The following is a 12,763-nucleotide window of genomic DNA, read 5'->3' as shown; positions in this document are numbered from 1 at the left end:
ATCAGGCTCCTTGAGCATTGGGCGAGGTCTCTGCGGCCGGGCTCGTCTCGGCGGTGGACCCGCCCTTGTCGCCGCGCAGCGCGTTCCTCAGCATTTCGTGCCAGCGGGGGCGCTTACGCGGGGGGACATGGTCCACACCGCCGGGCGACCACGGGTTGCACCGCAGGATCCGCCAGGCGGTCAGGGCCGTGCCCTTGATCGCGCCATGCCGGTCGATGGCCGTGAATCCGTAGTGGGAACACGACGGGTAGTACCGGCAGACGGGCCCGAGAAGCGGGCTGATCGTCCACTGATACAGCTTGATGAGAGCCAGCAGCGGGTACTTCATCGCGCGCCCCCTCCCAGCAGCCGCTGGAGAGCGGCGTCCAGGTCTCGGGCCAGCTGTGCGTGGTCGGCGTCGCCGGCTCCGGGCAACGCCCGTACGACCACCAGGCTACCGGGGGGCAGCTCGGCGAGCCGGTCGCGGACGAGGTGGCGCAGACGACGCTTCACTTGGTTGCGTACGACCGCACCGCCCACGGCCTTGCTCACGACGAAACCCGCACGCGACGGGGGAGCGCTCTCCCCAGGCGCGTGCGGGTTCGATGCACCGCTGCGTAGGTGGACGACGAGGAGCGGGCGACCGGCCCGGCGCCCTCGGCGTACCGCGGTTGCGAAGTCCTCGCGCCGCCTCAGCCGATTGTCGGTAGGCAGCACGTCATGACCCGTTTAGCGGATCAGGCGGACAGCTCAGAGCGACCCTTGGAACGACGGTTCGCAAGGATGGCTCGGCCGGCACGCGTACGCATCCGCAGGCGGAAGCCGTGGGTCTTGGCGCGACGACGGTTGTTCGGCTGGAAGGTGCGCTTGCTCACTCGGGGGCTCCAGAAATGATTCGTAGATGGCGGGACATCGCCTGGCTGTCACCGTGCGCCCACGAGTAGCTCGCAATACGCCCGAGTGCACCGCTTCACGATCACTGACCGTGATCTTTGCCCATCGGAGGCAGGCGGCAGCAGCCATCGACAACTCGACCTGGTTACGGTACGCGCGGCTACGCCATCCGGTCAAACCGACCTGTCGCCACCCCCCATTGTGCACAGGCTGTGGACAACAACTTGAACCACGTCATCCGGCGCGACTACCGTGGATGGACTCCACAATCTTTTCCGTTCTGTCCTTACCTGTCCTCACGGGTTCTGTCCTCACGGACATCGACCCACCGTCCCCGAGAACCACACCATCAGGGGACCTGCGAGAAAGCGTGCCCTGTGGCTGACGTTCCTGCTGATCTTGCCGCAGTGTGGCCACGCGTCCTCGAGCAGCTCCTCGCCGAGGGTCAGCAGGGAATCGAGGCCAAGGACAAGCAGTGGATCGAGCGCTGCCAGCCGCTCGCCCTGGTCGCCGACACGGCGCTCCTCGCCGTGCCCAACGAATGGGGCAAGCGGGTCCTGGAGGGCCGGCTCGCCCCGTTGATCAGCGAGACCCTGAGCCGTGAGTGCGGCCGGCCGATCCGGATCGCGATCACCGTCGACGACTCCGTCGGCGAGCCGACCCCGCCGGCGCCCCCCGTGCAGCAGCCGCAGCAGTCCCGCTACGACGAGCGCCAGCAGCCCGAGCCGTACGAGAAGTACGACGGCTACGGCCATCGGCCGATGCCCGACGACGGCCTGCCCACCGCGCGCCCCGCCTACCCGGACTACCAGCAGCAGCGGCCCGACCCCGGCGCCTGGCCGCGCACGCAGGAGGACCTGTCCTGGCAGCAGCCCCGGCTCGGCGGCTACCAGGAGCGGGCCCCGTACACCGGCCCGACCGGCCCCGAGCAGTCCCGCCCGTCGCGCTACGACGAGCCGACCCGCGGCTACGAGCAGCAGCGGCCCGAGCGTGCCGAGCTGCCCGACCCGCAGAACCACGGTGCCCGCCCCGGCCCCCGGCCGGGCGGTCCCATGGGTGTCCCGGGCGGCGGCCACGGCTCCTCTTCCTCCGCGCAGGGTTCCGGCGCTCCGGGTGAGCAGCACGCCCGGCTGAACCCCAAGTACCTCTTCGACACCTTCGTGATCGGTTCCTCGAACCGGTTCGCCCACGCCGCCGCGGTCGCGGTGGCCGAGGCGCCGGCGAAGGCGTACAACCCGCTCTTCATCTACGGGGAGTCGGGCCTCGGCAAGACCCACCTGCTGCACGCGATCGGACACTACGCGCGGAGCCTCTACCCCGGCACGCGCGTGCGGTACGTGAGCTCCGAGGAGTTCACGAACGAGTTCATCAACTCGATCCGTGACGGCAAGGGCGACGCCTTCCGCAAGCGCTACCGCGATGTGGACATCCTGCTCGTCGACGACATCCAGTTCCTCGCGAGCAAGGAGTCGACGCAGGAGGAGTTCTTCCACACCTTCAACACCCTGCACAACGCGAACAAGCAGATCGTGCTCTCCTCGGACCGGCCGCCCAAGCAGCTGGTGACCCTGGAGGACCGGCTGCGGAACCGCTTCGAGTGGGGCCTCACCACCGACGTGCAGCCGCCCGAGCTGGAGACGCGCATCGCGATCCTCCGCAAGAAGGCGGTGCAGGAGCAGCTGAACGCCCCGCCGGAGGTGCTGGAGTTCATCGCCTCCCGGATCTCGCGGAACATCCGTGAGCTGGAGGGCGCGCTGATCCGGGTGACGGCCTTCGCCAGCCTGAACCGGCAGCCGGTGGACCTGGGGCTCACCGAGATCGTCCTCAAGGACCTGATCCCGGGCGGCGAGGACTCCTCGCCGGAGATCACAGCGCCGGCGATCATGGCCGCCACGGCCGACTACTTCGGTCTGACGGTGGAGGACCTCTGCGGATCCTCGCGCAGCCGCGTGCTGGTGACGGCCCGGCAGATCGCCATGTATCTGTGCCGTGAGCTCACGGACCTGTCGCTGCCGAAGATCGGCGCGCAGTTCGGCGGCCGTGACCATACGACGGTGATGCACGCGGACCGGAAGATCCGGGCCCTGATGGCGGAGCGGCGCTCCATCTACAACCAGGTCACCGAGCTCACCAACCGCATCAAGAACGGCTGACACAGGGCCGTCGAAGCCCCTGAAGGGCGCCCCGGGACTCCTCCTGGGGCGCCCTTCGGCGTTCTCGGACCCGCTCCAAGGGACGCCTCTGTTCGCTGTGCACAGCTGTGTACGAGCGCGGAGTGTTCGATTACTCCGTTCCGGTGGCGGGTTCTCCACAGATTGGGGGATGATCTCCCGTCCACAGGGTGGGGACTGTCGAGTTATCCGGATCGTGTCCACAGGCTGGGCTGCTGACTGATCATCACCCCAGGTCAGACCCTTGTGGAATTGTTGGTAAAAGATCTCCACAGGCTGTGGATGAATCTTTCGTCCACAGGGGGTCCGAAGGGTTGTCCACCGGCAACCCACAGGGAGGGCCTGGTTGCCCACAGCTTCTCCACACCCCTGTCCACTGTTCGGCAACGAATCACCCCCTCTCACCGCGTCGAGTGAAAGGCGTCACACCAAGGGGGACGGTTGGGCTGTGGGGAACGTGGGTAAAGCTGGGGACAGCGCTGGGGAGAACTCCCCATGGCCTGTGTATCGGGTGTGCAGAACTTTCGGGTGTCCACAGAGCACCCCGGTTGTCCACCGACTCCACCCACAGGCGCAGTGGACAAAAAACCGGGCCTGACCTGGGAAAACGACGTTATCCACCGTTTCCACAGGCCCTACTACTACTCCCACATAGAGTTAGCCCGGAATTCGCTTCGAAGTGGGACCTGTGCACAACTCGGCGCCGGAGCTCCGACGCGCTCTCGTCGCGACTTGACCCCGAGCAGCACCGAGTGTCGGCGGCGTACGTCAGACTGGTTCCCGCAGTCGACGAAGAGCCAGCAACAAGCAGGAGGCGGTTCCGGTGAAGATCCGGGTGGAGCGCGACGTACTCGCCGAGGCGGTGGCCTGGGTGGCCCGCAGCCTCCCGGCCCGTCCGCCGGCGCCCGTCCTCGCGGGCCTTCTGCTGAAGGCCGAGGACGGCGCACTGAGCTTCTCGAGCTTCGACTACGAGGTCTCGGCCCGTGTCTCCGTCGAGGCGGAGGTCGAGGAGGACGGCACCGTCCTGGTCTCCGGCCGACTGCTCGCCGACATCTGCCGCGCCCTCCCCAACCGGCCCGTGGAGATTTCCACAGACGGTGTACGGGCGACCGTGGTCTGCGGCTCCTCCCGCTTCACCCTCCACACCCTGCCTGTGGAGGAGTACCCGGCGCTGCCGGAGATGCCCACCGCGACCGGCACCGTCCCCGGCGAGGTCTTCGCCTCCGCCGCCGCCCAGGTGGCCATCGCCGCCGGCCGCGACGACACGCTGCCCGTCCTCACCGGTGTGCGCATCGAGATCGAGGGCGACACGGTCACCCTGGCCTCCACCGACCGCTACCGCTTCGCGGTCCGCGAGTTCCTGTGGAAGCCGGAGTCCCCGGACGCCTCCGCGGTCGCCCTGGTGCCCGCGAAGACCCTGCTGGACACCGCCAAGGCGCTGACCAGCGGCGACACCGTCACCCTGGCGCTCTCGGGCTCCGGCAAGGGCGAGGGCCTCATCGGCTTCGAGGGCGCGGGCCGCCGCACCACCACCCGCCTTCTCGAGGGCGACCTGCCGAAGTACCGGACGCTCTTCCCCACCGAGTTCAACTCGGTCGCGGTGATCGAGACCGCCCCCTTCGTCGAGGCCGTCAAGCGCGTGGCCCTGGTGGCCGAGCGCAACACCCCGGTGCGGCTGAGCTTCGAGCAGGGCGTGCTCATCCTGGAGGCCGGCTCCAGCGACGACGCACAGGCTGTGGAGCGGGTCGACGCGCAGCTGGAGGGCGACGACATCTCGATCGCCTTCAACCCGACCTTCCTCCTGGACGGCCTGAGCGCGATCGACTCCCCGGTCGCCCAGCTCTCCTTCACGACCTCGACGAAGCCGGCGCTGCTGAGCGGCAAGCCCGCGCTCGACGCCGAGGCGGACGAGGCGTACAAGTACCTGATCATGCCGGTGCGCCTCAGCGGCTGACCGTCTGCTCCAGGGCGTCGCCTGAGCGGCTGACCCCACAGGTGTGCACCCGGGTCCGGGCGTAGGCTCGGACCCGGGTAAACCGCACACGACGCTTAAGGAATCTCTGATGGAGCTCGGTCTCGTCGGTCTCGGCAAGATGGGCGGCAACATGCGTGAGCGCATCCGCCGCGCAGGCCACACCGTCATCGGATACGACCGCAATCCGGACCTCGCCGATGTCCACAGCCTCGAAGAGCTTGTGGGCAAGCTCAAGGGGCCCCGCGTCGTGTGGGTCATGGTCCCGGCCGGTGCCGCGACCCAGTCCACCATCGACGAGCTGGCCGAGCTGCTCTCCCCCGGCGACATCGTCGTGGACGGCGGGAACTCCCGCTGGACGGACGACGAGAAGCACGCCGAGGAGCTGGCGGCCAAGGGCATCGGCTTCGTCGACTGCGGCGTCTCCGGTGGCGTCTGGGGCCTGGAGAACGGCTACGCGCTGATGTACGGCGGCTCCGCCGAGGACGTCGCGAGGGTCCAGCCGATCTTCGACGCGCTCAAGCCCGAGGGCGAGTACGGCTCGGTCCACGCCGGCAAGGTCGGCGCCGGCCACTTCGCGAAGATGGTCCACAACGGCATCGAGTACGCCATGATGCAGGCCTACGCCGAGGGCTGGGAGCTCCTGGAGAAGGTCGACTCCGTCACCGACGTGCGCGAGGTCTTCCGCTCCTGGCAGGAGGGCACGGTCATCCGTTCCTGGCTGCTGGACCTCGCGGTCAACGCCCTGGACGAGGACGAGCACCTGGACAAGCTGCGCGGCTACGCGTCGGACTCCGGCGAGGGGCGGTGGACGGTCGAGGCCGCCATCGACAACGCCGTACCGCTGCCGGCGATCACCGCCTCGCTGTTCGCGCGGTTCGCCTCCCGTCAGGACGACTCCCCGCAGATGAAGATGATCGCCGCGCTGCGCAACCAGTTCGGTGGCCACGCGGTCGAGACGAAGAAGTAATCCACAGGCTGTGCACCCCGCGGTGCACAGCCGCCGGGGGAAGAAGGTCGGCGCCCAACCATGCACGTCACGCATCTCTCGCTGGCCGACTTCCGCTCCTACGCCCGGGTCGAGGTCCCGCTCGACCCGGGCGTCACCGCTTTCGTGGGCGCGAACGGCCAGGGCAAGACCAATCTGGTCGAGGCCGTCGGCTATCTCGCGACCCTCTCCAGCCACCGCGTCGCCTCCGACGCCCCGCTCGTCCGGATGGGGGCGGAGCGGGCGGTGATCCGGGCGGCCGTCACCCAGGGCGAGCGCTCCCAGCTGATCGAGCTCGAACTCAATCCGGGCCGGGCCAACCGTGCCCGTATCAACAGGTCCTCGCAGGTCAGACCGCGTGATGTGCTCGGCATCGTACGGACCGTGCTGTTCGCGCCCGAGGACCTCTCCCTGGTGAAGGGCGACCCCGGCGAGCGCCGGCGCTTCCTCGACGAACTGATCACGGCGCGCACGCCGCGCATGGCGGGCGTGCGCTCCGACTACGAGCGCGTGCTCAAACAGCGCAACACCCTCCTGAAGTCCGCCGCCATGGCGCGGCGGCACGGCGGCCGGGGCATGGACCTGTCGACGCTGGACGTCTGGGACCAGCACCTGGCGCGGGCGGGCGCCGAGCTGCTGGCGCAGCGGCTGGAGCTGATCGCCGTACTGCAGCCGCTGGCGGACAAGGCGTACGAGCAGCTCGCGCCCGGCGGCGGACCGATCCTGCTGGAGTACCGGCCTTCCGCGCCGGGCGCCGGGCACACCCGCGAGGAGCTCTACGCACAGCTGATCGACGCGCTCGCGGAGGTCCGCAAGCAGGAGATCGAGCGCGGTGTCACGCTCGTCGGGCCCCACCGGGACGAGCTGCTGCTCAAGCTCGGCGACCTGCCCGCCAAGGGGTACGCGAGCCATGGCGAGTCCTGGTCGTACGCGCTGGCGCTGCGGCTCGCCTCGTACGACCTGCTGCGCTCCGAGGGCAACGAGCCCGTGCTCGTCCTCGACGACGTCTTCGCCGAGTTGGACGCGCGGCGCCGCGAACGGCTCGCGGAGCTGGTGGCGGGCGGCGAGCAGGTCCTGGTGACGGCCGCCGTGGACGACGACGTGCCGGGGGTCCTCGCGGGCACGAGGTACGGGGTGGCCGGAGGAACGGTGGAGCGGGTATGAGCGAGGAAAACCTTCCCCAGCCTGTGGATACGCCTCCGGCGCCGTCCGTTCCCGAATCCTCCGGGGTCGATCTCGCCCGGGTCGCGCTGCGCGCCGCCAAGGAGCAGGCCAAGGCGAAGGGCGCGGCCGCCCAGCAGAAGAAGCAGGCCAGGCGCGGGGGCGGCCTGCGCTCCGGCGCGCGCGCCGACGGGCGCGACCCCATGGCGCTCGGCGCCGCGATCAACCGGCTCATCACCGAGCGCGGCTGGGAGACGCCGGCGGCGGTCGGCGGGGTCATGGGCCGCTGGCCGCAGATCGTCGGCGAGGACCTGGCGAAGCACTGCGTACCGCTGAGGTTCGACGACGAGCCGGACGCGCGCGTGCTCACCGTCCAGTGCGACTCGACGGCGTGGGCCACGCAGCTGCGGCTGCTCGCGCCGACGCTCGTCGCGCGGCTGAACGAGGACCTGGGGCACGGCACCGTGCGGTTGATCAAGGTGCTGGGTCCCGGGGCGCCGCGGCGGGGGTACGGCCCGCTGCGGGCGCCGGGGTCCGTGGGTCCCGGCGACACGTACGGCTGAGGCGGCGGGACCGCTCGCGGACGCGGTCGCTCGGTGCCCACTGCGCGCTACGGGCCGAAGCGCTGGGTGGCCGTCAGGGGGCTCTGGAGACCCTGTCCGGATATGGGGAGTCGTCTCGCTCCCGCTCAGGGCGGCACATGCGGACTCAGGCACCGGCAAACCCCCATGACTGTCTGCGCTACCGGTAGACTGGGAGACAATCCCGCCACCCTGCGGAACATGTCGAACGACGCAGCCGCTCCCGTATGCCCGGAGAACGGCCTGTGCTGTGCCAGAAAGGGCGCTTCGTGGCCGATTCCGGCAACCCCAACGAGAACAACCAGTACACCGCCAGCAACATCCAGGTCCTCGAAGGCCTGGATGCGGTGCGCAAGCGCCCTGGCATGTACATCGGCTCGACCGGTGAGCGCGGTCTGCACCACATGGTGCAGGAGGTCGTCGACAACTCCGTCGACGAGGCCCTGGCCGGCCACGCGGACACCATCGACGTCACGATCCTGGCCGACGGCGCCGTGCGGGTCGTCGACAACGGCCGCGGCATCCCGGTCGGCATCGTCGCCTCCGAGGGCAAGCCGGCCGTCGAGGTTGTGCTGACCGTGCTGCACGCGGGCGGCAAGTTCGGCGGCGGCGGCTACGCCGTCTCCGGCGGTCTGCACGGTGTCGGTGTCTCGGTCGTGAACGCCCTGTCCACCAAGGTCTCCGTCGAGATCAAGACCGACGGCCACCGCTGGACGCAGGACTACAAGATGGGCGCCCCGACCGCGCCCCTCGCGCAGCACGAGAAGACGGACGAGACCGGCACCTCGGTCACCTTCTGGGCCGACCCGGACATCTTCGAGACGACCGAGTACTCCTTCGAGACGCTCTCGCGCCGCTTCCAGGAGATGGCCTTCCTCAACAAGGGCCTGACGATCACGCTCACCGACGAGCGCGAGTCCGCCAAGGCCACGGTCGGCGCCGACGACCCGGACGCCGAGGCGGCCGCCGAGCCGGCCGCGCGCACGGTGAAGTACCACTACGAGGGCGGCATCGTCGACTTCGTGAAGTACCTCAACTCGCGCAAGGGCGAGCTGGTCCACCCGACCGTCATCGACCTGGAGGCGGAGGACAAGGACAAGGCCCTGTCCCTCGAGGTCGCGATGCAGTGGAACAGCGGCTACAGCGAGGGCGTGTACTCCTTCGCCAACATCATCCACACCCACGAGGGCGGCACGCACGAGGAGGGCTTCCGTGCGGCGCTGACCTCGCTGATCAACAAGTACGCGCGCGACAAGAAGCTGCTCCGCGAAAAGGACGACAACCTCACGGGTGACGACATCCGCGAGGGTCTGACGGCGATCATCTCGGTCAAGCTGAGCGAGCCGCAGTTCGAGGGCCAGACCAAGACCAAGCTGGGCAACACGGAGGTCAAGACCTTCGTCCAGCGGGCGGTCTACGAGCACCTCAACGACTGGCTGGACCGCAACCCGGTCGAGGCCGCGGACATCATCCGCAAGTCGATCCAGGCCGCCACCGCGCGCGTGGCCGCCCGCAAGGCGCGCGACCTGACCCGCCGCAAGGGTCTGCTGGAGTCGGCGTCGCTGCCCGGCAAGCTCTCCGACTGCCAGTCGAACGACCCCTCGAAGTGCGAGATCTTCATCGTCGAGGGTGACTCCGCCGGCGGTTCGGCGAAGTCCGGCCGCAACCCGATGTACCAGGCCATCCTGCCGATCCGCGGCAAGATCCTGAACGTCGAGAAGGCCCGGATCGACAAGATCCTGCAGAACACCGAGGTCCAGGCGCTGATCTCCGCCTTCGGCACCGGTGTGCACGAGGACTTCGACATCGAGAAGCTCCGCTATCACAAGATCATCCTGATGGCGGACGCCGACGTCGACGGTCAGCACATCAACACCCTGCTGCTGACCTTCCTGTTCCGCTTCATGCGGCCGCTGGTCGAGGCCGGTCACGTCTTCCTCTCCCGTCCGCCGCTCTACAAGATCAAGTGGGGCCGGGACGACTTCGAGTACGCGTACTCGGACCGGGAGCGGGACGCGCTCGTCGAGCTCGGCAAGCAGAGCGGCAAGCGGATCAAGGAAGACTCGATCCAGCGCTTCAAGGGTCTCGGCGAGATGAACGCCGAGGAGCTGCGCGTCACCACCATGGACGTCGAGCACCGTGTCCTCGGCCAGGTCACGCTGGACGACGCCGCGCAGGCCGACGACCTGTTCTCGGTGCTGATGGGCGAGGACGTCGAGGCACGCCGCTCGTTCATCCAGCGCAACGCCAAGGACGTTCGCTTCCTCGACATCTGAGTCGGTCTCAGCTGACCGTACGAAAGGACTGACGACCAGCAATGGCCGACGAAACCACCCCGACCGGGACCACCGAAGAGCAGGAGCCCACGCTGCGGATCGAGCCCGTCGGGCTCGAGACCGAGATGCAGCGCTCGTACCTCGACTACGCGATGTCCGTCATCGTGTCCCGCGCGCTGCCCGACGTACGGGACGGCCTCAAGCCCGTCCACCGTCGCGTGCTGTACGCGATGTACGACGGCGGCTACCGGCCCGAGAAGGGCTTCTACAAGTGCGCCCGCGTCGTCGGCGACGTCATGGGTACGTACCACCCGCACGGCGACTCCTCGATCTACGACGCGCTCGTCCGCCTCGCCCAGCCCTGGTCGATGCGCATGCCGCTCGTCGACTCCAACGGCAACTTCGGCTCCCCGGGCAACGACCCGGCCGCCGCCATGCGGTACACCGAGTGCAAGCTCATGACGCTGTCGATGGAGATGCTCCGGGACATCGACGAGGAGACCGTCGACTTCCAGGACAACTACGACGGCCGGAACCAGGAGCCGACGGTCCTGCCGTCCCGCTTCCCGAACCTGCTGATCAACGGCTCCGCCGGCATCGCCGTCGGCATGGCCACCAACATCCCGCCGCACAACCTCCGCGAGGTCGCGGCCGGTGCGCAGTGGGCGCTGGAGCACCCCGACGCCAGCCACGAGGAGCTCCTCGACGCGCTGATCGAGCGGATCAAGGGCCCGGACTTCCCGACCGGCGCGCTCGTCGTCGGCCGCAAGGGCATCGAGGAGGCGTACCGCACGGGCCGTGGCTCGATCACGATGCGCGCGGTCGTCGAGGTCGAGGAGATCCACAACCGCCAGTGCCTGGTGGTCACGGAGCTGCCGTACCAGACCAACCCGGACAACCTCGCGCAGAAGATCGCCGACCTGGTCAAGGACGGCAAGATCGGCGGCATCGCCGACGTCCGCGACGAGACCTCGTCCCGGACCGGCCAGCGCCTGGTGATCGTGCTCAAGCGCGACGCCGTCGCCAAGGTCGTCCTCAACAACCTGTACAAGCACACCGATCTGCAGACGAACTTCGGCGCGAACATGCTGGCGCTCGTCGACGGCGTGCCGCGCACCCTCTCGCTGGACGCGTTCATCCGCCACTGGGTGACGCACCAGATCGAGGTCATCGTGCGCCGGACCCGCTTCCGGCTGCGCAAGGCCGAGGAGCGCGCCCACATCCTGCGCGGTCTGCTCAAGGCGCTCGACGCGATCGACGAGGTCATCGCGCTCATCCGGCGCAGCGAGACGGTCGAGGTCGCCCGCGGCGGCCTGATGGACCTGCTCCAGATCGACGAGATCCAGGCCAACGCGATCCTGGAGATGCAGCTCCGCCGGCTCGCCGCCCTGGAGCGCCAGAAGATCGTCGCCGAGCACGACGAGCTCCAGGCCAAGATCAACGAGTACAACGCCATCCTGGCCTCGCCGGAGCGCCAGCGCGCGATCGTCAGCGAGGAGCTGGCCGCGCTCGTCGAGAAGTTCGGCGACGACCGCCGGTCCAAGCTCGTGCCCTTCGACGGTGACATGTCCATTGAGGACCTGATCGCCGAGGAGGACATCGTCGTCACGATCTCCCGCGGCGGCTACGTGAAGCGGACGAAGACCGAGGACTACCGCTCGCAGAAGCGCGGCGGCAAGGGCGTGCGCGGCACGAAGCTGAAGCAGGACGACATCGTCGACCACTTCTTCGTCTCCACGACCCACCACTGGCTGCTCTTCTTCACCAACAAGGGCCGGGTCTACCGGGTCAAGGCGTACGAGCTGCCCGACGCCGGGCGGGACGCGCGCGGCCAGCACGTGGCGAACCTGCTGGCCTTCCAGCCGGACGAGCAGATCGCGCAGATCCTGGCGATCCGCGACTACGAGGCCGCGCCCTACCTGGTGCTCGCCACCAAGGCCGGACTGGTCAAGAAGACCGCGCTGAAGGACTACGACTCGCCGCGTTCGGGCGGTGTCATCGCGATCAACCTCCGGGAGACCGAGGACGGCAGCGACGACGAGCTGATCGGGGCGGAGCTGGTCTCCTCCGAGGACGACCTGCTGCTCATCAGCAAGAAGGCGCAGTCGATCCGCTTCACGGCCACGGACGACGCGCTGCGCCCGATGGGACGCGCCACCTCGGGCGTCAAGGGGATGAGTTTCCGCGCGGACGACGAGCTGCTCTCGATGAATGTCGTCCGGCCCGGTACGTTCGTCTTCACCGCGACCGACGGCGGGTACGCGAAGCGCACCCCCGTCGACGAGTACCGCGTCCAGGGTCGTGGCGGCCTGGGTATCAAGGCCGCCAAGATCGTGGAGGACCGTGGCTCGCTCGTGGGCGCGCTGGTGGTCGAGGAGACGGACGAGATCCTCGCCATCACGCTGTCCGGCGGTGTGATTCGTACGCGAGTCAACGAAGTCAGGGAGACCGGCCGTGACACCATGGGCGTCCAGCTGATCAACCTGGGCAAGCGCGATGCCGTCGTCGGCATCGCACGGAACGCCGAGGCCGGCAGCGAGGACGACGAAATCGACGAGGCAGTCGACGCCGAGGGTGCCGTGGAGGCGTCCGAGGCGGCGGTCGAGACCGTCGCGGTCGAGACCGAGGCAGTCGAGGGCACGGAGCCCTCGGCCGGGGAGCACGAGGAGTAAGAGCGTGAGTGGAGCCACGGGCGCCGGATCGGCGGCCGCCGGAGCTTCTGCTGGTGCTGGAGCGAACGG

10 protein-coding genes are annotated in these 12,763 nt (G+C 68.8%); 7 read left to right on the top strand and 3 right to left on the bottom strand.

Features of this window, described 5'->3' with window-relative positions; all coding sequences use genetic code 11:
* Position 1: 1 nt before the first annotated feature.
* From yidD to rpmH, 3 genes are read right to left on the bottom strand one after another with little or no spacing between them, the layout of a single operon-like run.
* A complete protein-coding gene (yidD, locus tag DEJ43_RS18215; RefSeq protein WP_015034858.1) occupies positions 2–328 on the bottom strand; it encodes a membrane protein insertion efficiency factor YidD in 327 nt (108 codons plus the stop codon).
* Positions 325–696 (bottom strand): ribonuclease P protein component, encoded by a 372-nt coding sequence (gene rnpA, locus DEJ43_RS18210; RefSeq protein ID WP_071891391.1) that lies wholly within the window; start codon positions 694–696, stop codon positions 325–327. Before rnpA ends, yidD begins: the two co-directional genes overlap by 4 nt.
* Positions 697–716: 20 nt before the next feature.
* Complete coding sequence (rpmH, locus tag DEJ43_RS18205; protein ID WP_030205020.1) at positions 717–854, bottom strand: 50S ribosomal protein L34; 138 nt, start codon at positions 852–854, stop codon at positions 717–719.
* Between the two features lie 396 nt (positions 855–1,250).
* Here rpmH and dnaA point away from each other — a divergent pair, with 396 nt between their 5' ends.
* From dnaA to gyrA, 7 genes are all read left to right on the top strand, one after another.
* The gene (dnaA, locus tag DEJ43_RS18200; RefSeq protein WP_015034856.1) at positions 1,251–3,026 is read left to right on the top strand and encodes a chromosomal replication initiator protein DnaA; all 1,776 of its coding nucleotides are present in this window, start codon (positions 1,251–1,253) and stop codon (positions 3,024–3,026) included.
* Positions 3,027–3,867: 841 nt separating this feature from the next.
* Positions 3,868–4,998, top strand: a complete 1,131-nt coding sequence (gene dnaN, locus DEJ43_RS18190) for a DNA polymerase III subunit beta (protein WP_015034855.1) — start codon at positions 3,868–3,870, stop codon at positions 4,996–4,998.
* A gap of 109 nt (positions 4,999–5,107) precedes the next feature.
* On the top strand, positions 5,108–5,986 hold the full coding sequence (gnd, locus tag DEJ43_RS18185; protein WP_041662643.1) for a phosphogluconate dehydrogenase (NAD(+)-dependent, decarboxylating): 879 nt from the start codon (positions 5,108–5,110) through the stop codon (positions 5,984–5,986).
* A 60-nt stretch (positions 5,987–6,046) separates the two neighbouring features.
* Complete coding sequence (recF, locus tag DEJ43_RS18180) at positions 6,047–7,168, top strand: DNA replication/repair protein RecF (protein ID WP_015034853.1); 1,122 nt, start codon at positions 6,047–6,049, stop codon at positions 7,166–7,168.
* Positions 7,165–7,728 (top strand): DciA family protein, encoded by a 564-nt coding sequence (locus tag DEJ43_RS18175; protein WP_015034852.1) that lies wholly within the window; start codon positions 7,165–7,167, stop codon positions 7,726–7,728. The genes recF and DEJ43_RS18175 overlap by 4 nt, the downstream gene beginning before the upstream one ends.
* Positions 7,729–7,991: 263 nt before the next feature.
* Complete coding sequence (gene gyrB, locus DEJ43_RS18170) at positions 7,992–10,022, top strand: DNA topoisomerase (ATP-hydrolyzing) subunit B (RefSeq protein ID WP_015034851.1); 2,031 nt, start codon at positions 7,992–7,994, stop codon at positions 10,020–10,022.
* Between the two features lie 41 nt (positions 10,023–10,063).
* Positions 10,064–12,694, top strand: a complete 2,631-nt coding sequence (gene gyrA / locus DEJ43_RS18165) for a DNA gyrase subunit A (RefSeq protein ID WP_015034850.1) — start codon at positions 10,064–10,066, stop codon at positions 12,692–12,694.
* Positions 12,695–12,763: the final 69 nt, after the last annotated feature.

Origin of the sequence: Streptomyces venezuelae ATCC 10712, from assembly GCF_008639165.1 — a bacterium.
Lineage (GTDB): Bacteria > Actinomycetota > Actinomycetes > Streptomycetales > Streptomycetaceae > Streptomyces > Streptomyces venezuelae.
This window is presented reverse-complemented; position numbering and strand designations above follow the sequence as displayed.

Coding starts and splice junctions, on each gene's coding strand:
- gyrA (WP_015034850.1), top strand. CDS start 10,064: ATGGCCGACGAAACCACCCCGACCGGGACCACCGAAGAGCAGGAGCCC.
- yidD (WP_015034858.1), bottom strand. CDS start 328: ATGAAGTACCCGCTGCTGGCTCTCATCAAGCTGTATCAGTGGACGATC.
- recF (WP_015034853.1), top strand. CDS start 6,047: ATGCACGTCACGCATCTCTCGCTGGCCGACTTCCGCTCCTACGCCCGG.
- gnd (WP_041662643.1), top strand. CDS start 5,108: ATGGAGCTCGGTCTCGTCGGTCTCGGCAAGATGGGCGGCAACATGCGT.
- DEJ43_RS18175 (WP_015034852.1), top strand. CDS start 7,165: ATGAGCGAGGAAAACCTTCCCCAGCCTGTGGATACGCCTCCGGCGCCG.